Genomic DNA, 19,208 nt, shown 5'->3' with positions numbered 1-19,208 from the left:
GCCCGGGCCCGGTGGTCATTGGTTGCCCTCCGAGGTGGTGGGGCAGCGGCCGCGCAGCTGTGCGACGGGTAACCGGAGCCGGGTGGTGTGCTCGGAGCTCTCCAGTGCGGCGTACAGCCACCGCGGCGGCGCAGGGCCGGGCCGTCCGGGCACGGCGAACATCTCGGCGATGTCGCGGGCGAGCGCGGCCGGAGCGGCGTGGGGGCCGAACGACCACGGTTCGAGCGCTTGCTGACGCGGGAGACCCGGGAGCGGGGTGAGCCGGCCGTCGGGCCAGTCGACATACACCGCCCGGTCATCCGGGCCGGCATCGCCGATCAATACCGCCTCGGCCAGCCCGGCCGGGTCGTCCCAGTCGGGCATCTGCGGCCACTCGCAGGCATAACACTGGGTACCGAACCCGGCCGCGGGACTGGCGACGGCAACCAGGTGTCTGTGCGGGTCCAGCCCGTAGAGCAGCCCGCCGCGCGTGTCTGCTCGAGTGGTGGCCAGCGCGGCGGCCAGCACCCGTGCGCGGCGCGCGAGCCCGCTGCCAGCGTCGCCGCCGCGACTGGGCTCGGGCGCGGGGTCGAGTGGGGTGAGCCCGTCCAGGTAGGCCTGGTCGATCGGGCCGCGCACGGTGAACGTGCGTGTCGTGGTCTCGCGCACCGGGTGCGGCTGGTAGTGGTCGCGGACCCGGTAGCCCTGCTGCACGCGCAAGTGAAATCCCAGCAGATCCGCGGCGACGTCCAGGGCTGCGTGCAGTGGCGGGTCGGGCAGGTCGGCATACGCCCCGGTGGCGTCGGCCCACGCCCACAGCCGCCGCAGTAGCGCCTCCTGGGCCGGATCGGGCGGGTGCGGGTGCAGGGCGAGTGCGAATCGGTCCGAGTAGCGCTGCAGAAGCCGCCGCTCGGCCGGGCCGGGTTCGACCGGCACCGCCCGCGCCGCCCACCGCCGTGGCCTGCCATGCTCGGCTCCTGCCGGGCCGCAGCCGTCGTCGTGGACCGCGGACCGGGCTGGCATCCGGCGGCCGGTCTCATCGGCTAGCAGCCTGCACGCCGCCACGGCGTCCGCGCGCCGGGCGGGCCCGAGCGGAGGGTCCTCGCCTGTCTCACCGACGCCGCCCGCCTCTCCGCCGATGCGGGTGTCGAGCACGGAGGCTGCACCGAGCAGCTCGCCCAGCATGATGTCGTCGTGCACCGCATCTACCAGGGCACCGGAATCGCCGGGGTGGCCGGCTCCGCCAGCCTGGTAAAACCGGCGGACGGTGTCGCTGGTGTAGACCGGTTCGGGGTAGGCCTCGACGGGGGCGCCCACGACCATGTCCAGATCTGCGTAGCTGGCCGGGCGGCGGTGCCCGTCGGGCTCAGGGAGCCGGCCCACCGCGTCCTTCGCTCCGGCCAGCCAGTCGAAGCGCCCCCGTGGCGGGGGCCAGGAAAACATCAGGTTGCACAGCGGATAGGTGTCGCCGGGCCAGTACCGAAACCACACACAGTCCATCGGCGGGACCGGCAGCCACCGGCGGGCGATCTCCGCGCAAACCAGCTCCTCCCGGCCTGGCCCCGCAGAACTCGCCGGTCGAGAGCGCTCAGGCGGCGAGTAGGTGAAGGCGCTGAACACGCCCAGGACGACCACCACCCGGCGGCCCTCCGGAGCCGGCCCGTCCCAGACCCGCAGATGCAGCTCCAGCGAGCGACCCCCGCCTGATGGGGGAGCTGCTGGCGGCTCATAGTCGATGACCTGATCGATCAGCCGCGGCAGCGGCGCCGCCGGCGGCGACAGCGCCGACGCAAGCCCGCTGACCGTGCGGCCCTCGAACCGGGCTAGCAACGTCGCCACGTCGGCGGCGGCCCACACTCGCCTACGGTCTCCGCGGGTGTGTGGGCGCGGAAGCTGCCCTGCCCGGACCAGCTGTTCCACCTGGCCCCGCCGCACTCCGAGCTGTCTGGCCACCTCCGCCGCGCTCATCCAGCCGTGCTCAACCACCACACACCCCCTGTGTCCTTCCTTCTCAACACACCGCCTGTTTCGGCGTTGACCGTCATCTCAAGAACAGCTCGCCCTGCAGGTAGATCGCCCAATCTGCGCTGGTCAGGCCGTGCTCGCCGCCGCGCAGGTGATAGCTCATGGCCGGGCCGCGGAATCCCTTGTCCGTGGTGGGCGGCCAGCTCTGCGAAGACAGCCCGGTGTCACCCAGCCCGTAGAGGTCGTAGACCGGTTCGGCGGCGAGGTAGGACAGGAACTCGCCTTGCGGGTCGGCGTTGCCGTCTTCGGTGGCGCTGCCGACGACGACCCGACCGGGTGCGATGAGAGCCAGCAGTTCGTGCTGGTCGACCGGTAGTGAGTCGGGGCTGTCGGCGTAGTCCTGGTAGGTGGGTGGGAACCAGTGCGGGAACTGCGCGGTGATGGCCGCGATGGACTCGCCGGCCTCGTCGCGGCGGGCGAGCTTGGCTCCGGTGGAGCCGGAGTTGTTGGACAACACCACGGGGAAGCGGGTGTCCTGGGCCCCGGCCCACAGCGCGGCTTTGCCGCCTCGGGAGTGCCCGATGACTGCGACCTTGCTGGGGTCGATGTCGGGGTCGTCCTGTAGGTAGTCCATCGCGCGGCTGGCGCCCCAGGCCCACGCGCTGATGGCCCGCCCGGCGTCCTCGGGCAGTTCCTGGCCCGACGGGTAGAACGCGTCGAGGACCCCGCTGCGGTAGCTGGCCGCGTCGTCGGGGGCGACCTCTTCGGCGTCGAGCGCAGCGAAGGCGTAGCCCTGGTCGAGGATCGTCGTCACCGGTGCGTAGTCCGACGAGCTGTTGGGGTCGTCGCCGACCGAGCCGCGGTGATCAATCAGCAGGAACGTGCCCTTCGGCTCGGAGCTGGCGGGGACGAACAGTCGCAGCGTGAAGCTCGCCGAGCCCTCCGGGCCGGTGACCTCGATGGCGACCTTCTTACCGCCATCGCCCAACGTCTGCTCATCGAAGGCGATGTCGGCGGGTTCAGGCAGGCTCTGGCCGTAGACGTGGGTCTGGAAGGCGTCCAGCAGCTCGGGGCGCCGCTGGCGTTCCCAGGCCTGCACGCTCTCAACGGTGTCGCCATTGTCGAGCGCCAGCGGGTCCGGAACCCGGGTACCCTCCACCGTCATCGTGGCAGCGCCACCGGTGGCATCGTCGGTGGCGGCGTCGGCCTCGGTGGAGCTGTCCTCCAGCGGCTCCTCGTCTGCGATCAGGGCAAGCGCCGCACCGCCCGGCACGGAGCGCTCCGGAGCCGGGCCCAGCCCCCCAACGAGGATGAGTGCCGTGGCCGATGCCATCAGCCACGCAGCCGCCGTGGCGCACCTGCGCACACCGCCATCCGGCGGGGGCCGACCGGGCTCGTGCTGGTCGTTGCCGGTCATGCCGTGTCCTCGACGAGCAGGAGCCAGTCCTCGTCACTGGTGGGCGGGCTGTACTTCTCGGCGACCTCGACCTCGTCGAACTCGCCGGTGCGCGGGTTGAACCAGTAGGCCTTGGGGCTGCCGGTGACGACGCTGGTGTCGACGGAGAAGCCCTGCCCGGCGGGGGTGTAGACCAGCAGGTACGAGCCGTTCGAGGCGACGTTGGCGACGATCCGCTCGGCCCCGGAACCGGCCTCCGAGGTGAGCACCGACTGGTCCGGCTCGCCTCGGGTGAACGGCAGCGACTCCATCAGCTCCCGCAGATGCCGCATTTGTTCACCTGCGGGGAACTCCAGCGCCTCGGTCCAGCTGCCACGCGCGCCGAGTTCACCCTCGCCGCCGTCGCTGAACTGCCACACCGCGTGGTGGCCGTAGGTGTGCCCGGCCGCCCCGCCCAGCACCGACCAGTAGGCATCCCGGCGCACATCCTGGGCGGTGGAAAAGCCCTGCTCGGGCTCCCAGCAGTACGGGTGCTCCTCATAGATCGGCTCGCCGTCGAGGAACGGTTTGGCCGGATCGGCGGCGTAGGTCGAGTCCACGAGATCGGCGCGCACGTCATAGCGCAGGCAGTGCCCGCCCTGGATCATGTTGAAGTCCAGCCAGTCGGGAATCTTGATCCACTCGCAACCTGTCCACGATGTCCAACTCGCGAGCATTCGAGGATCGGCTCGTGCTACACGGACACCCACAGAGTCAGTGTCCATGTCGGAGCGGGTGGTTGGGTTGCGGGTGCAGCGGCTGTCGTCGGGAGAGTGCGCGCGCTCGTACACGGTCGTTGTCCGTGGCCATGAAAAAGTCCCCGCTGGTGGCCAGGTTCAGGTCCCCGCGGGTGGCCTTGTGAGGTCCCCGCTGGTGGCCAGATAGAAGTCCCCGGTCCCTCGTCGTGTCGTACGCCGGGTTGAGGCCCTGGGCGGTGACGGTGGTGGTTGTCGAAGCCAGCCGCCGCACCACCCAGGGGTCTCCCATTGAAGTCTGCGAGGGAACGGATGGACATCATTTCGGCCTATCGGGATGTCGGCAGTTATCGCGGCGCGGCCGCGATCTGCGCCACGACACCGAAGACCGTGCGTCGGGTCATCGAGCGTCATGACGCGGGGGGTGTTGTCCCGCAACGCAAACCACGCTCCCGGAACTATGAGTCGGTCGCCGAGCTGGTCGCCGGGCGAGTGGAGAAGACCAAGGGCAGGATCTCGGCGAAGCGGCTGCTGCCCGATGCTCGCGCCGCGGGCTACGAGGGCTCGGCGCGCAACTTCCGCCGCCTCGTCGCGCAAGCGAAGGCCGACTGGCGCCGCGATCATCACCGCGGGCGGCGTCCGGCGGTGTGGTCCCCGGGCGAGCACCTGGTCATCGACTGGGGCGTGATCGCCGGGCTGCACGTGTTCTGCGCCGTGCTGGCCTGGTCGAGGGTGCGGTTCGTCCGCTTCGCCGTCGACGAACGCGCCGAGACCACCCTGAACATGCTGGCCGAGTGCTTCGAGACCATCGGCGGGGTCCCGAAGGTCGTGCTCGCCGACCGGATGGGGTGTCTGAAGGCCGCCGTGGTCGCCGACCTCGTGGTCCCGACACCGGACTACGTGCGCTTCGCCAGCCACTACCGGTTCCGCCCGGACTTCTGCCACGGCAACGATCCGGAGTCCAAGGGCATCGTGGAGAACCTCGTCGGCTACGCCAAAGCCGACCTGATCATCGGCTGCGACCTGGTCGACCTCGACACCGGGGACACCGGGGGGCCGGGACGCCCCGACCTGGCCGCGGCCAACGCCGCAGCGCAGCAGTGGTGCGCGGAGGTCAACGCGGTGACGCACTCGGAGATCGCCGCGATCCCCGCTGAGCGGCTGGCCGAACACGAGCTCGACGTCTTGGGGTGTCGTTAAGGACGGTGTCACCAGGGGCGAAGTAGCCCGGTGATGATCACACGCTATCGTGCGTTCTTGCTGGTCGGGGCCGGTTTTGGGTGGAGGCGTGTGTGGCCCGGGTCCTGGAGCTCGACGAGCTGGTCGAGCACTTCACGTTGCTGCCCGACGAGGTGGCGTTGCTGCGCAACAAGTTCGGCGCGACCCGGCTGGGGTTCGCGCTGTTGTTGAAGTTCTTCGTGCGCGCGGGCCGGTTCCCGTCGGGCCGCTCGGAGCTGGGCGATCAGGTGGTGGAGTTCGTCGCCGGCCAGGTTGGGGTCCCGGCCTCGGAGCTGGGGTTCTACGACTGGTCAGGCCGCACGATCAAGGCACATCGTGCCGAGGTGCGCCGGGTGCTGGGGTTCCGGGAATGCTCGGTGGATGACGCCGAGAAGCTCACCGACTGGTTGACCGAGCAGGTCGCGTCGGCCGAGCGGCGCCCGGAACTGGTGCGTGAGGCGTTGATCGGGCGCTGCCGGGACGAGCGGGTCGAGCCGCCGGCGCCGGCGCGGGTCGGGCGGATCGTCGCCGCGGCGTTGTACCGGGCGGAGGAGGGACTGTTCGACCGCGTCGCGAGCCGGCTGTCCGCGGTGGAGACCGCCCGGGTGCGCAGGCTGGCAGCGGTGGCCGAGTTGGACGACACCGACACCGACACCGACACCGACCCCGGCCTCGACACCGCCGCCGAGCTGGGTACGCAGCCGGGCGCACACGAGCCGGACGGCGGCGACACCGCGGGTCTGGTGGGTTCGGAGCTGCTCGGGCTGATCCGCAGCGAGCCGGGCGCAGTGAGCTTGGAGAGCATGCTCACCGAGATCGACAAGCTGACCGCGATCCGCCAGGTCGGGCTCCCGGAGGGACTGTTCGACGACGTCGCCCCGAAGATCCTGGCCGGATGGCGCGCCCAGGCGATGATGGAGTCCCCGTCGCATCTGCGCGCGCACCGCCCTGAGAAGACGGTGACGCTGCTGGCCGCGCTGTTGCACACCCGCCACCGGGAAGTCACCGACGCACTGGTGGACCTACTGATCGCCACGGTGCACCGCATCGGGGCGCGAGCCGAGCGGAAAGTGACCGAGGAGCTGGTGAACGCGTTCAAGCGGGTCACCGGCAAGGAGAACATCTTGTTCTCGATCGCCGACGCGGCCCTGGCACACCCCGACGAGGCGGTCCGTGAGGTCGTGTTCCCGGCGGTGTCGGGTGGGGAGCAGACGCTGCGCGAGCTGGTCCACGAGTACAAGACCAAGGGGCCGGTGTATCAGCGCACGGTTCGGACGACGTTGCGCGCCTCGTACACCAACCACTACCGGCGCGGCCTGATCCGGCTGCTCGACGTGTTGGAGTTCCGCTCGTCGAACACCCACCGCCCGGTGCTGGACGCACTGGAGCTGATCGGGCGTCATGCGGTGTCGGGGAACCGCTCCTACTACCCGACCGACGAGACTGTCCCACTGCACGCGGGGCTGGGCGGGGACTGGGAGCCGCTGGTGTGGCGCGCCGACACCCGCGGACGGCGCCGGGCTGTGCGCATGGCGTATGAGATCGCCACCTTCCAGGTGCTGCGCGAGCGGCTTCGATGCAAGGACATCTGGGTCGCCGGCGCCGCGCGGTGGCGCAATCCCGACGCCGACCTCCCTGCCGACTTCGACCTCCACCGGGTCGAGCACTACCGGGAACTGCGCAAGCCCCTGGACCCGACCGCGTTCATCGACGAGGTCCGCGACGAGCTGACCGACGAGCTCGATGGTCTTGACGAGGCGTTGCCTGGCCTGGGCTGGCTGGAGGTGGCCGAGCGGGCGTCCGGAGCGATCCGGCTGACCCCGCTCGACGCGGTCCCGGAGCCGACCGGGTTGCGCAGGCTCAAGGCCGAGGTGGCGCGGCGGTGGGGCGCCGTGCCGCTGGTGGACATGCTCAAGGAAACCGTCCTGCGCACCGGCTGCCTCACCTCGGTCACCGGCCGCACCGGCCGCACCGGGATCTCGCCGGAGGTGCTGGCCGAGCGGCTGGTCCTGGCCATCTACGGGTACGGCACGAACACCGGGCTACGCGCCGTTGCCGCCGGGCGACACCCGCACAGCGAGGAGGATCTACGCTACGTGCGCCGCCGCTATCTCAACCTCGACGCTGCGCGGGAGATCGCGGTCGCGATCGCTGATGCGACCTTCCGCGCCCGCCGCGAGGCGATCTGGGGTGGCGGGTCGACCACCGTGGCCTCAGATTCCACCCACGTCGCGGCGCTGGACCAAAATCTGCTCACTCAGTGGCACTCCCGCTACGGCGGCCGCGGGGTGTTGATCTACTGGCACGTCGAGCGGGACTCGATGGCCGTGCACTCCCAGCTGATCTCCTGCACCGCCAGCGAGGTCGCCGCGATGGTCGAGGGCGCTGTCCGACACGGCACCACCATGCAGGTCGAGGGCAACTACGTGGACTCCCACGGCCAGTCCGAGATCGGGTTCGGCGTGACGCGCCTGCTGGGGTTCGAGCTGCTGCCGCGCATCAAGCAGATCAACCGGGTCCGCCTCTATCGGGCCGGGCCGGGCCAGACCGAGCGGCACCCGCGGCTGGCGCCGGCGATGACCCGCCCGATCCGCTGGGACCTCGTCGCCCAGCAGTACGACCAGATGATCAAGTACGCGACCGCGATCCGCACCGGGACAGCGTCGACGGAGGCGATCCTGCGCCGGTTCACCCGGGCGGCATCGCACCCGACCTACCAGGCGATGCTGGAGCTCGGACGCGCCCAGAAGACCATCTTCGTCGCCCGCTACCTGCGCTCGCGGGAGCTGCAGCGCGAGATCAACGCCGGGCTCAACGTGGTCGAGTCGTGGAACCGAGCGAACTCGGTGATCGCCTACGGTAAGGGCGGCGGCCTGGCCACCAACCGGCGCGACGAGCAGGAGATGATCGTGGCTTGCCTGCGGATCCTGCAGGCCGCACTGGTCTACGTGTTCTCTGCACTAGATCTTGCTTCCAGTGCGCTCCGGCCACCGTGTCCATCAGCGCCGACACGACCGGGGACGTGCAAAGCTTGTTGTCTATCGTCCGTCGAGCGGGATCACCAGCGGTCGAGGTGCAGGACCTGGTCGATCGGGGTCCGGGGCGCGGGCTTGAAGTCGGTGCCGAGGCTGTAAGCGGTCGGGATCATCGGGCCCTGCCGGACACCCTCGGGTAGCCCGAGCACGTCGGCGACTCGCTGCTCATAACGCAAGTGCAGATCGGTCCAGGCCGTGCCGAGGCCGCGGGCGCGAGCGGCGAGCATGTAGCTCCAGACCGCCGGCAGCAGTGAGCCCCACATGGTGGCTTGGTTCTGGTCGGGCAGCACTGCGCTTCCCGACGAGCGCACGCACGCGACGAGCAAGACCGGCACCCGGTGCATGTTCTCGGCGAGGTAGGCCACGCTGCGCGACACCCGCTGCTGTACCGAAGCGGGCTGGGTGTCCGTGGCGAACAGTCCGCCGCCGTGGGTGGCCGTGTCGCGGTACTCGCTGAACGCCGCGCGATACAACTCGGCGATCCGAAGTCGCTGCTCGGGGTCGGTGACCACCACCCAGTGCCAGCCCTGGGTGTTGGACCCCGACGGGGCCTGCAGCGCCACCCCCAGGCACTCTTTGATCACGTCCAGCTCGACCGGCCGGTCCAGATCCAGACGGCGACGGACCGCCCGGGTCGTGGTCAGCAGCTCATCAGGCGACAGATCCAGCAGCGCGGTCACCGACCCATCGTCTCCGACCGAGGGAGCGTCCCGGGGCCCGGGCCCGCAATCTGCGACGGCGTGCCGGCACTGGCGTCACCGAGTTCCGGACGTTGACGCGGTGGCGGTGACGGTTCGTCCGGCGATGGCGGAGAAGCTGGGGAGGCCGAGCGCGATGGTGGTGCTGCGACGGGCTCGATCGTCGAGTTGGGTGAGTTTCTGTTCGGCTCCGGCGAGGCTGACCTGCAGGCCTTCGACTTCGCCGAGCCAACCCTCGTGCTGGGCTTCGGCGATCCGGGCGGTGAGGTTATCGCGGATCTCGAGGATGCGGGGCCGTTGGGCGGGGTCTGGGCGCAGCAGGCTGCACCGCAGGCAGCTGTGCTCATGGACGCAGCCGGCGCCGTAGGCGCGGCCGCAGTCGCCGAGCGCGACCCGGCGGCGTTGGAAGTGGCCGAGGAACTCGTCCCATTCCTCGTCGGTGGGCGTGCGGTACTCCTCGCTGGGGCGGGTGGCGCGGCGCCGGGCGATGAAGCTGCGATGACCGTTGATGACCTCCTGCGGATAGACGGCCTTGTAGCCCATGGTGGTGTTGATGTCGCCATGGCCGACCACGAGCTGGGCGATGTGCGGTGGCATCCCGTTGAGGATGGCGTCGGTGATGAACAGCCGCCGAAAATCGTGCGGGGAGAACTGCAGCGGAGCCCCGCTGGGATCGGTGAGCCCGGTCTGGGCCAGTGCGTGGTCGAGCAGCTTGCGGATGCCGCCGATGGGAATCGGTCGGTTCTCCACCCCGACCGGTCGCTGGAACAGCAGCGGCATCGGTGAGTTCCACACTCGTTCGTGGCTGTCGTAGGCGGTCACGAGCGGGACCGCTCCGGTTGTCGTGTCGCGGATCCGGCAGATGATGGCGCTGAGCACGTCGGCGAGCTCGGGATCGATGACCAGCAGCCGTTCGGCGTCGGTCTTGGACGGGGCTATCTGCAGCAGCGGGACCAGCTCGCCGCTGTCGGGCAGCCGATATTGCACCAGGCTGTGGTGCGAGAGTTCGGTGAGCTCCTCGACGCGGATGCCGGTGTGGCGCAGCACCTCGACGACGGCCCAGGCCCAGAACGCCCGGTACTCGGCGAGGGACAGGTCCTGCCGCTGGCCGGTCTCCACGTCCTCGGCCCACAGCTTCGCGGCGGGGTTCTTGGTGGCCCGGCGGCGCCACCGGTGCCCGGCAACGGTGAACTCGGCGCCCGGGGTGGCGGCCTGGGCGGCGGCGAGGCGTTCGGCGGCGACCCGGCGCTGGTCGTCGACGGTCCGGGCGAGGGTGAGCAGCACCGGGAGACGTTCGCGGGTGCGCTGGTCCATGCGGGACTTGCGCTGCGAGTGGTCCTTCTTGCGGCTGAGCTCGTCGGCGCGGATCGGGCAGGGGGCGGCCCAGACGCCCCAGCGAGCGGGGTCGTCCATGGCCCACTGGGCCAGGTCGAGGTAGAAGGCGCGCACCATGGCCAGGTAGTTCACGCCGCCGGTGACCCGGGGCACCCTGGTGTCGACCCGTTCGCCGCTCGCGGTCGTGGCGTGGACGGTCTTGGTCGCGATCCGCTGCTTCCAGCTCGCCGCGACCTCGGGGGTCAGCCGCAGCGAGTTGATCCCCGGGTGGTGATCCTCAAGGTCTTTCCAGAACAGCTTGCCCAGACAGAACGCCACCGAGCGCAGCGAGGCGTAGTCGACCGCGAGCTGGCGTTCGCGCAGGTAGTCGACGAGCAGGTCGCGCACCGGGCGACAAGCCAGCTGGTAGCGGTCGATCATCTCCTCCACGGGCTGTTGGCCCTGGGCCCGGCCGCTGACGGCGCGGACCGTGGGCGGGGCTGCCATGGGGAACACGCCCATCGTGTGCAGCAGCTGGTAGAAGTACGCGCTGGTGACCACCGAGCCGCCGATGCCCAGCAGGACCTCGAGCAGCTCCAGGCAATCTCCGACGGTGATGTCACCGACTCTGCCGCCTTTGGCCGCCATGATCGTGGCGATCCGGCGCAGCGCGCCGTCCTTGGTGGACTTGTTCGCCGGGTCCCGGCGGCAGACGGCCAGCAGCTTGTCGAACCCGTCGGGGTCGCGGCTGCGGGCCATCTCCGCGGTGAGGATCTGCACCGTGCCCGGATTGAGTAGCCAGGACAGGCTGGGACGGATCACGTCCGCGCTGATCAGCACCAGCACAGCGCTGCCCAGGGCGTTGAAGTCGTTCTTCGGGTCCTGGTAGGCGCGGCCGGTGGCCTGCAACCATTCGATCGCTCGGTGTCGCCACTCGATGTTGCCGGCGGCGTCGGCGCCGCTGACCAGCCACCGGTCCTGCCAGGTCTGCCCGGGCTGCTGCTCCAGCCACGCCAGCAGCTTGCCTAGCCCCACCCGCCGGCGGGCCTGGGTCCCGGGGGCCTCGAGCTCGAACGGCGGGCGCAGCAGCCGCGCGGAGACTCGCTCAAGCGGCTGCGCGGTCACCGGCCAGCTCGACACCGGCCCCCGGGGTGGGAACTGGCGCAGCAGCGCCAGTCCGGCCGGGCCGAGCTCGCGGCGGGCGCGTTCTGCCCTCAACGCAGAGGCGCTGCTCATCCGGTGCCTTCCCCGAACAGCACGTTGAGCGTCTCCGCCCGGTACGACGGCGCGGGCGATCCGGCCGGGCTCGCCGCCGGCGTGGCCGGTGCGGCCCCGTCGGTGGCGCGGCGTTGGTGGTGGGCCAGCACGGTGGCGATCACGTCCTCGGGCAGCGGGTTGGTGTAGATCTGGGTAGTGGACAGGTGGGCGTGCCCCAGGACCCACTGCACGTCGGTCAGCGGCATGTCCGGGTCGCGGGCCATCCGGTAGGCCGCGGTGTGCCGCAGGTCGTGCAGGGTCCAGTTCGCCCCCAACGCCGCGTTGGCTCGCCCGAACATGCGGTGCGCGGCGTGGTAGGCCAACGACCGAAACGGCCGCCGCCGGGTCCACCACAGCGGCTCGTTCCCGCCGACGGGCACCAGGCCCTGCATCTGCGCCTGATAGAGCCGCAGCCACACGAACGCGTCCGGGGACGCCGGCACGGCTTGGATCGCCCGGCTGCCCTTGCGCACCACCGTGATCAGCTGCTGGCCCGGGTCGGCGTCACGGCACCGGGCACCGAGCACCTCGGAAGCCCGCGCCCCGCTGGACACCCAGAACGCCACCAGCGCTCGGTCCCGGTGCGAGCCCAGCGCGGCGAAGAGCTCGTTGAACTTCTCGTCCGGGATCGCGTGCCGCACCCGCTGCACCGGTCGGGGCCGATACAACCCGGACCGCTCACGCCGGTAGGGTTCCATCGGGTTGTGGTGGGCGTGAGCCCGCCGTCCGGGCCGGACCAGCGGGAACGGGTTGACCATCGGCCCGGACCCGGTCTCGGCGTGGAACTCGTAAAAGCCGCGCAGCACGCTCTCGCTGTGCCCGCGAGTGGCCGGCGCGTACTTCGCCCCCGGCGACGGCTTCCCCGTCACCGGGTTCGGCATCGCACCGTCCCGAGCGGGCCGCCGTGGCTTGTCGACGACCTGAATCCAGCGGCTGAACTCACGAGCCTCGCTGCGGGTGGCCTGCTCCCAGGGCGTCCCGAGCGCCCACAGGAACCGGAACCAGCGCAGCAGATCCATCCCGTACGAGCGCTGCGTCGCCGTCGACCGCCCGCCCGCCTGCAGCTCCCGGAAGTACACCGCGACCGGCTCGACCACACCCCCGTCCGGGTCGATCAGCCGGTAGGGCTCCCACACATCGCCGGTCTCGACCAGCGAGCCGACCCGCGACACCACCAACGACCCGAGGTCCTCGCCGACCCCGTCCCTGTCGATCACGGCTGCGGACCATAGCCACACGCCGGCCCGCTCGTCCATTGACCTGCGGAGACTCTCCCGGTAGTTCAGTCAACAGGTAAACACCCTGATGCTGCAGGACGTCCTCGACGACCCCGACTGGGCCAACACGCTGTCGCCGGCCGACCGGCGCGGCCTGTCCCCGCTGTTCTGGACCCACGTGCTGCCCTACGGCCAGGTCCACCTCGACATGACCGCGCGGCTGCGGCTGCGTACCTGATGACGGCCGCTCACCTCACGCAAGCCGCACTTGGCAGCGCTGGTCACACCAAGACATCCCGCTACCTTCGTGCCAAGGCTGCCTGATTCCGCTCAGTGTTGAGACACGACTCGCAGTCCGCTTCCGTCATCGAGTAGACCGGCGGAGGTGCTGTAGCCGGCTGTGGTCAGCAGGTGGCGGTAGTGCTGTTCCTCCGCAGCCAGGTCGAGCCCGGGCCCGTCGGAGCAGGCCACGAGAAGCTCCCCGTCAGGGCCGGGCTCGACGACGAAGCCGCCGTGATTCTCGCCGAATTCGGCGCATCCGGCCGCGCGGAGTAGCGCCCGCACCTGCTCGGCCTGTCGGTCCTGCTCGGTTTCTAGCGGCCGCCGACCGCCTCCGCCGTCCTGACTGTTCATGAGCTCGACCATAGGTGACCCGTCCTGACTAGGGGCCTGAATCCGGGAGGAGGGCGGTGGGGTTGTCGGCTGGTCTCTGGAGCCAGGATTACCGGAACTGTCGTCGACACCGTCTGGGCGGCTGATGGTTGGGTTAGACGCGGTGGGCAGCGACGGCGTCGGTGTAGAGCTGTTCGGCCTGCGCGGCCGCGGTGGGGTCGAGGTCGGTGACGAGCGCGACCAGGACGTCGATGACGGCGAGGTGGACCAGGCGGCTGGCGGTGGCCTCGAGGCCGTGGAGCTCGGTGGCGCCGGCGACGATCGCGTGGTTGCAGAGTTCGGTGAACGGCGAGCGGTGGTAGCTGGTGAGCCCGATCGTGCTGGCGCCGGCGTCCCCCGCCGCTCGGAGCGCGGTGAGGGTCTCCTGGGTCTGTCCGGTGTGGCTGATGGCCAGGCAGCAGCCGTCGGTGCCGAGCATGCGGGCCGCCAGGTGCTGCTGGTGCGGGTCGGTCAGCACTTCGGCGTGCACGCCGAGGGTGCGCAGGCGGTGTCCGGCGTCCATGGCGATCGGCGCGGAGGAGCCGACCCCCGCGACGAGCACGCGGGTGGCGCGCCGTAGTTCCTGCGCGACTTGGAGAAGGGTGTGGTGTTCGAGGGTGGCGGGGAGCTGCTCGAGCCCGGTGACCGCTGACCGGAGAACCGTCTCGATGGTGTTCGCTGGGGCTCCACCGGGTTGCTGGCTCGCGGTCGCGTGCGGTGCGGCTTCGGCGGCGAGGCGGAGCTTGAGGTCGTGGAAGCCCTTGAGGTCGATGTCCTGGCAGAAGCGCACGACGCTGCCGACCGAGGTGCCGGTGCGGTCGGCCAGGTCGGTGACGGTCAGGCCCACGACCTCGGCGGGAGCTGCGAGGACGGCGTCACCGATGCGGGCGGCGGTGGGTGAGAGGCTGGGCCGTAGTGACCGGATCCGGGTGGTGATCGGCCCGACCAGCTTGGGTTCGGGGCGGTGATCGAGCGCGGCTCGGGTCGTCACGGGGCGGGCCATGCCACCACCTTAAGCCAGCTAGAACCCTACATTTCGCAAGTTCCATGTGTTGTGGACGGAAGTTCCATCCATCGTTCAGGTTCCATACGATCTACGTTTCCGGCGCGGGCCTAGCTTCTGGTACTTGTGATGACGAGCAGCGCAGAAGGCGTTCTGACCACCCATACGGGCAGCCTGCCGCGCCCGAGCGAGCTGGCCGAGTTGATGGTCGCGCGCGAGACCGGCACCGCGAACGAAGAGTCGTTGGCTCGGCTTCCGGGGCTGATCCGGGACGCGACCCAGCAGGTCGTGGCGCGCCAGGGCGAGATCGGGATCGATGTCGGCAGTGACGGCGAGCAGGGCAAGATCGGATACGCGACATATGTGAAGGAGCGGATGTCGGGCTTCGACGGCGAAGCCGGAGCGCTCTCGCTGGCCGACCTCGACGACTACCCCGAGATCACCGCGCAGGCTCTCGACGGGCTGGTGACCGCGACACCGTCGTGCACCGGGCCTGTGCGCTACACCGGCGGCGAGGACCTGGCCCAGGAGCTCAAGGAGCTCCGTGCGGCGGTGGACTCGGCCGGCGACGGTGCGCCGTCGGAGGTGGTGGTGACCGCGGCGTCGCCGGGGGTGATCGCGATCTATCTCGCCGATCAGCACTACGGCTCGCACGAGGCCTATCTCGGGGCGCTGGCCGAGGCGATGCGCACCGAGTACGAGGCCATCGTCGCCGCGGGGTTCGTGCTGCAGATCGACTGCCCGGACTTGGCGATGGGCCGCCACGCCCAGTACGCCGACGCCACCGTGGCCGAGTTCCGCCGCGCTATCGCCGGGCACATCGAGGCCCTCAACGCCGCCACCGCCGGCATCGATCCGGACCGGATGCGAATGCACCTGTGCTGGGGCAACTACGAGTCCCCGCACCACCGCGACGTCGACCTGGGCGACATCGTCGACATTGTCATGACCGGGCGGCCCCGCGGGGTGCTGATGGAGGCGGCGAACCCTCGCCACGCCCACGAGTGGCAGGTGTTCGAGGACTACTCGCTGCCCGCGGACAAGATCCTCGTCCCGGGAGTGATCGACACCTGCAGCAACTACATCGAGCACCCGCAGCTGGTCGCCGAGCGCATCGTCCGCTACGCCCGCAGCGTCGGGATCGAGCGCGTCATCGCCGGCACCGACTGCGGTTTCTCCACCTTCGCCTCGTTCCTGCCCGTGCACCCTCGGATCGCCTGGGCCAAGCTCGCCTCCCTGGTCGAAGGAGCCCGCCTGGCCACCGAGCAGCTGCGCTCCCCTCGCCGACCGGCGCATGCTGTGGAGCTCAGCGCATGAGCACCACCGAGGCCCGGCCGGAGCCGGGTACCGGGGCGATGCGGGTGCTGTGCGTCGGCGACGTCGTCGGCGAGGAGGCCGCGGGCTGGCTCGCAGGCCGGATCCCGCAGCTGCGTGACGAGCACGGCCTGGACTGGGTCGTGGTCAACGCCGAGAACTGCGCGGTCACCGGCCCGAACCCGATGGACGGGTTCGGCATGACCGTCGAAGTCATCGACCAGCTCCTCGATGCCGGCGTGGACGCGATCACCGGTGGCAACCACTCCTGGGACGGCCCGGACGTCGACAAGATCCTCTCCTACCCGCAGGTCGTGCGACCGCTCAACCTCGACGAGGACCGCGGCCAGGGCCTGCTCACCCTGCGCCGCGGTCAGACGACGCTGACCGTGATGAACCTGCTCTCCCCCACGGCGGAGCTGCCCGGCATGGCTGCGCCGATGCCGAGACCGCTGTGGCCGTCCTGGTGCCAGATCACCGCCGACCACGACCTGCCCGGTGCGGTGGTGATCGACCTGCACGGCGAGTCCCCGTGGGAGAAGGCGTCCTTCGCCGCCGCCATCGATGGACAGGTCGCCGGCGTGGTCGGCACCCACACCCACGATCCGACCCTGCGCGGGCACCTGCTGCCCGGTGGAACCGGGTACGTCGCCGAGCTGGGAATGACCGGCCGGCTCGGACACACCGGCGGCGGTTTCGACCCGATGCACTTCGTCGCGAAGCTACGCGGCGAGGACCACACCGCCCTGCCCGCCTACACCCTCGCCCAAGGCCCACTCGCCCTCGGAGCGGTCGTCCTCGACATCGACGCCACCGGAGCGAGCACCGCGGTCACCCGCATCAGCTGACACGGGCACCCACCAGGAGGACCAATGACCGGCACCCCCGCCGCAGCCTCGCCCGACCAAGGAGCAACGCGGCGGCGGGTGCTGATCTCCTCCACCATCGGCTCGACGATCGAGTGGTACGACTTCTACCTCTACTCCACCGCGGCCGCGCTCGTACTCGGGCCGCTGTTCCTGCCCGCGAGTTCCCCGACCTCGTCGACGCTGGCCGCGTTCGGCACCTACGCCGCCGGGTTCGTCGCCCGCCCGATCGGCGGACTCGTCGCCGGGCACTTCGGCGACCGGATCGGCCGCAAGACCCTGCTCGTGGCCACCGTCGTGCTCATGGGGGCAGCAACGGTCGGGATCGGGCTGCTGCCCACCTACGCCCAGATCGGGATCTGGGCACCGATCCTGCTGATCACGCTGCGGATCCTGCAAGGCCTCGCGGTCGGCGGTGAGTGGGGCGGCGCGGTCCTGCTCGCCGTGGAACACGCCCCACCCGGGCGGCAGGCGTTTTTCGGTAGCTGGCCACAGATGGGCTTCCCCGCCGGCCTGTTCCTCGGCACCGTGGCGTTCAGCGCCGCTGCGACCCTGCCCGATGAGCAGTTCTATGCCTGGGGCTGGCGGCTACCGTTCCTCGTCTCGGTGCTGCTGGTCGGCCTCGGCCTGTTCATCCGGCTCCGCCTCGACGACGGGCCGGCCTTCGCCCATGCCCGGTCCCGTGGGCAGCTCCTCGAAAATCCTCTGCTGGCTGCGCTGCGGCGCTACCCCCGGCGGATCGTCGCGGGCAGCGCCGCAGCGCTCGGGCACGGCACGATCGTCACCCTGTTCACGGTCTGGCTGCTCAGCGTCGCGTCCGGCCCTACCGGGGAGCACCGCAGCACCGCGTTGCTCGCCCTGATGATCGCCGCCGCCGGACAGTGCCTGAGCACCCCGGCGTTCGGGACGCTGTGTGACCGCATCGGCTATCGCTCGGTCATGCTCGCCGGTCTCGCCGCAGCCGCGATCGCGCTGATACCCGGCCTGCTGTGGGTACCCGGCGGCAGCCTGGCCGCCGCCGTGGTGACCTTCCTGCTGGCCATGACCGTCGGACACGGCGCCGTCTATGCCGGGATCGCCGGGCTGCTGGCCACCAGTTTCCCCACCGAGGTCCGGTTCTCCGCGGTCTCGACCACCTACCAGCTCGGCAGCACCGTCTCCAGCTTCGTTCCGCTGGTCGCTGCCGCGCTGGCCACGACCACCGGTGGCTTCGGCGTCATCGCCGCGATCGCGCTGTTCGTCGCGGCCGCGGCGGCCGCCGCGATCGTGGTCCTCGCCCGATCGGTACACAGCACGCAACCGGCGCCGACCGGAGCCGACATGGACACGTGACCGCGCGGGTTCCTATGACGTCCCGCGACCGGATCGCGGCGGCCCCGGCGATCTATCCGGCGACGATGCCTCGGCAGTAGATGACGCCCAGCTCGACGTGGTCGATGTTCTGCTCCCGGATCCAGGCCATGTTCTGCTCCTGCACCCGTTCCGCCGCCGAGGGCTCCAGCTCCATGATCAGGCGCCGGATCCCGGTACCGGTCGCGATCCGCCACCAGTCCTGCGGCGTCTGCAGGGGCAGCGCACTGACCTCGTGCACGACCTCGACCTGCTCGAGGCCAGCGGCTTCGAGATGTGCGCGCATCACCTCGGCGTCCTCGGTGCGATGCCACGGCACGTCGACGTCGAGCCCCGGGTGCTCGGCGAGAGCGGCCTCGATGAACTGCCCGTAGAGCGGGGAGAAGAACTTCGGGCCGAGCGAGGTCACCGCGACCTGCCCGCCCGGACGTACTGCGTCGCGCATCGCCGCGATGCTCGCCCGGACATCGCTGGCGAAGAAGATCCCGAACACGCACGTCGCCGCGTCGAACCGATCGGCGCCGACGTCGAGAGCGTCCATGCTGCCCACCACGAACTCGGCCTGCGATGCACCGGTCTCGGCTGCATGCCCACGCGCCAGCGCGATCATCTCTTCGGCGATGTCGACCCCGAGCACCGTGCCCTGCGCGCCCACTTGCTGCGCGGCGGCCAGCGCAGCGGGGCCAGGCCCACACGCGACGTCCAGAACCGACTGGCCTGCGCTCAGCCCCAAGCGCTGCACCGTCTCAGTGGCCGCGTAGCTCCAGAAGTCCACCGAAGTCGTGTCGTAGTCCACGGCCGCGGTGTTGTAGGTCATCCGCGGGTTGTAGATCTCAAGACTGGTCATCAGAACTCCTCACAACGTCCCACACCACGAAACCGAAGCCGTCCTCGGCGCCGATCTTGGTTCCCGCCCCCTCGAAGCCGAGCGGCCTGATGCGCTCGATCAGCTCCTCGGGCTCCCAGTACTTCTTCACCACGTCGTACTGGCGGCCATCTCTGAGGCGACGCCGCGTCAACGGGATTGATTCGCGTTCGTGAATATGTTCCTCGATGCGCTGCTCCTCGGGGGCGACATCGATGATGATCACATGGCCACGCGGCGCTAAAGCGCCGTCGACAGCACTCCAGAATCGATCGAATCGATCCTCGGGGACGTGTGCGAGCCAGTGCGCGAAGAAGACCGCGTCCCACTCTGTCGGCGGATTCCA

At 70.4% G+C, this 19,208-nt stretch carries 14 protein-coding genes and 2 pseudogenes; 6 read left to right on the top strand and 10 right to left on the bottom strand.

Annotated features, from left to right (window positions below; all coding sequences use genetic code 11):
- Positions 1–15: 15 nt before the first annotated feature.
- From JOF36_RS35715 to JOF36_RS35705, 3 genes are all read right to left on the bottom strand, one after another.
- Complete coding sequence (locus JOF36_RS35715; RefSeq protein ID WP_210036675.1) at positions 16–1,836, bottom strand: hypothetical protein; 1,821 nt, start codon at positions 1,834–1,836, stop codon at positions 16–18.
- Between the two features lie 184 nt (positions 1,837–2,020).
- The gene (locus JOF36_RS35710) at positions 2,021–3,361 is read right to left on the bottom strand and encodes an alpha/beta hydrolase family protein (protein WP_245353202.1); all 1,341 of its coding nucleotides are present in this window, start codon (positions 3,359–3,361) and stop codon (positions 2,021–2,023) included.
- Positions 3,358–4,104 (bottom strand): glycoside hydrolase family 140 protein, encoded by a 747-nt coding sequence (locus JOF36_RS35705; protein WP_281072840.1) that lies wholly within the window; start codon positions 4,102–4,104, stop codon positions 3,358–3,360. The genes JOF36_RS35710 and JOF36_RS35705 overlap by 4 nt, the downstream gene beginning before the upstream one ends.
- A gap of 261 nt (positions 4,105–4,365) precedes the next feature.
- Here JOF36_RS35705 and istA point away from each other — a divergent pair, with 261 nt between their 5' ends.
- Both istA and JOF36_RS35695 read left to right on the top strand, forming a co-directional pair.
- Positions 4,366–5,274 (top strand): IS21 family transposase, encoded by a 909-nt coding sequence (gene istA, locus JOF36_RS35700; RefSeq protein WP_443706284.1) that lies wholly within the window; start codon positions 4,366–4,368, stop codon positions 5,272–5,274.
- Between the two features lie 92 nt (positions 5,275–5,366).
- Positions 5,367–8,426: a Tn3 family transposase gene (locus JOF36_RS35695; protein WP_307862797.1), complete on the top strand. Its 3,060-nt coding sequence runs from the start codon at positions 5,367–5,369 to the stop codon at positions 8,424–8,426.
- Here JOF36_RS35695 and JOF36_RS35690 read toward each other — a convergent pair.
- From JOF36_RS35690 to JOF36_RS35680, 3 genes are all read right to left on the bottom strand, one after another.
- A complete protein-coding gene (locus JOF36_RS35690; protein WP_210036749.1) occupies positions 8,351–8,989 on the bottom strand; it encodes a nitroreductase family protein in 639 nt (212 codons plus the stop codon). The two genes, JOF36_RS35695 and JOF36_RS35690, sit on opposite strands and share 76 nt — an antisense overlap.
- Before the next feature lie 93 nt (positions 8,990–9,082).
- Complete coding sequence (locus tag JOF36_RS35685; protein ID WP_210036672.1) at positions 9,083–11,575, bottom strand: tyrosine-type recombinase/integrase; 2,493 nt, start codon at positions 11,573–11,575, stop codon at positions 9,083–9,085.
- On the bottom strand, positions 11,572–12,813 hold the full coding sequence (locus tag JOF36_RS35680; RefSeq protein ID WP_307862796.1) for a tyrosine-type recombinase/integrase: 1,242 nt from the start codon (positions 12,811–12,813) through the stop codon (positions 11,572–11,574). The genes JOF36_RS35685 and JOF36_RS35680 overlap by 4 nt, the downstream gene beginning before the upstream one ends.
- Before the next feature lie 76 nt (positions 12,814–12,889).
- Here JOF36_RS35680 and JOF36_RS35675 point away from each other — a divergent pair.
- Positions 12,890–13,051, top strand: a pseudogene (locus JOF36_RS35675) (Tn3 family transposase); the annotation flags it as partial.
- Between the two features lie 92 nt (positions 13,052–13,143).
- On the opposite strand, the gene JOF36_RS35670 reads toward JOF36_RS35675, so the two are convergent.
- Complete coding sequence (locus JOF36_RS35670; RefSeq protein ID WP_143517423.1) at positions 13,144–13,446, bottom strand: hypothetical protein; 303 nt, start codon at positions 13,444–13,446, stop codon at positions 13,144–13,146.
- Positions 13,447–13,579: 133 nt separating this feature from the next.
- Positions 13,580–14,467, bottom strand: a complete 888-nt coding sequence (locus JOF36_RS35665) for a MurR/RpiR family transcriptional regulator (protein ID WP_010234896.1) — start codon at positions 14,465–14,467, stop codon at positions 13,580–13,582.
- A 129-nt stretch (positions 14,468–14,596) separates the two neighbouring features.
- Here JOF36_RS35665 and JOF36_RS35660 point away from each other — a divergent pair, with 129 nt between their 5' ends.
- From JOF36_RS35660 to JOF36_RS35650, 3 genes are read left to right on the top strand one after another with little or no spacing between them, the layout of a single operon-like run.
- Positions 14,597–15,784: a cobalamin-independent methionine synthase II family protein gene (locus JOF36_RS35660; protein WP_050802454.1), complete on the top strand. Its 1,188-nt coding sequence runs from the start codon at positions 14,597–14,599 to the stop codon at positions 15,782–15,784.
- Positions 15,781–16,629 (top strand): YmdB family metallophosphoesterase, encoded by an 849-nt coding sequence (locus tag JOF36_RS35655; RefSeq protein ID WP_094928609.1) that lies wholly within the window; start codon positions 15,781–15,783, stop codon positions 16,627–16,629. Before JOF36_RS35660 ends, JOF36_RS35655 begins: the two co-directional genes overlap by 4 nt.
- Positions 16,630–16,653: 24 nt before the next feature.
- Complete coding sequence (locus JOF36_RS35650; RefSeq protein WP_075315380.1) at positions 16,654–17,979, top strand: MFS transporter; 1,326 nt, start codon at positions 16,654–16,656, stop codon at positions 17,977–17,979.
- 52 nt (positions 17,980–18,031) lie between these two features.
- On the opposite strand, the gene JOF36_RS35645 is transcribed toward JOF36_RS35650, so the two are convergent.
- Together JOF36_RS35645 and JOF36_RS35640 are read right to left on the bottom strand one after the other, a co-directional pair.
- The gene (locus JOF36_RS35645; protein WP_010234885.1) at positions 18,032–18,844 is read right to left on the bottom strand and encodes a class I SAM-dependent methyltransferase; all 813 of its coding nucleotides are present in this window, start codon (positions 18,842–18,844) and stop codon (positions 18,032–18,034) included.
- A pseudogene (locus tag JOF36_RS35640) lies at positions 18,831–19,208 on the bottom strand (hypothetical protein); the annotation flags it as partial. The gene JOF36_RS35645 and the pseudogene JOF36_RS35640, both read right to left, overlap by 14 nt.

Origin of the sequence: Pseudonocardia parietis (assembly GCF_017876315.1) — a bacterium.
Taxonomy (GTDB): domain Bacteria; phylum Actinomycetota; class Actinomycetes; order Mycobacteriales; family Pseudonocardiaceae; genus Pseudonocardia; species Pseudonocardia parietis.
The sequence above is the reverse complement of the archived record's forward strand: the minus strand, read 5'-3'. Positions and strand labels throughout refer to the sequence as shown.

Excerpts from the sequence above, each read along its gene's own strand:
- JOF36_RS35645 (WP_010234885.1), bottom strand. The coding sequence starts at position 18,844 with ATGACCAGTCTTGAGATCTACAACCCGCGGATGACCTACAACACCGCG.
- JOF36_RS35670 (WP_143517423.1), bottom strand. The coding sequence starts at position 13,446 with ATGAACAGTCAGGACGGCGGAGGCGGTCGGCGGCCGCTAGAAACCGAG.
- JOF36_RS35710 (WP_245353202.1), bottom strand. The coding sequence starts at position 3,361 with ATGACCGGCAACGACCAGCACGAGCCCGGTCGGCCCCCGCCGGATGGC.
- JOF36_RS35705 (WP_281072840.1), bottom strand. The coding sequence starts at position 4,104 with ATGGACACTGACTCTGTGGGTGTCCGTGTAGCACGAGCCGATCCTCGA.
- JOF36_RS35655 (WP_094928609.1), top strand. The coding sequence starts at position 15,781 with ATGAGCACCACCGAGGCCCGGCCGGAGCCGGGTACCGGGGCGATGCGG.
- JOF36_RS35650 (WP_075315380.1), top strand. The coding sequence starts at position 16,654 with ATGACCGGCACCCCCGCCGCAGCCTCGCCCGACCAAGGAGCAACGCGG.
- JOF36_RS35660 (WP_050802454.1), top strand. The coding sequence starts at position 14,597 with ATGACGAGCAGCGCAGAAGGCGTTCTGACCACCCATACGGGCAGCCTG.
- JOF36_RS35685 (WP_210036672.1), bottom strand. The coding sequence starts at position 11,575 with ATGAGCAGCGCCTCTGCGTTGAGGGCAGAACGCGCCCGCCGCGAGCTC.
- JOF36_RS35665 (WP_010234896.1), bottom strand. The coding sequence starts at position 14,467 with ATGGCCCGCCCCGTGACGACCCGAGCCGCGCTCGATCACCGCCCCGAA.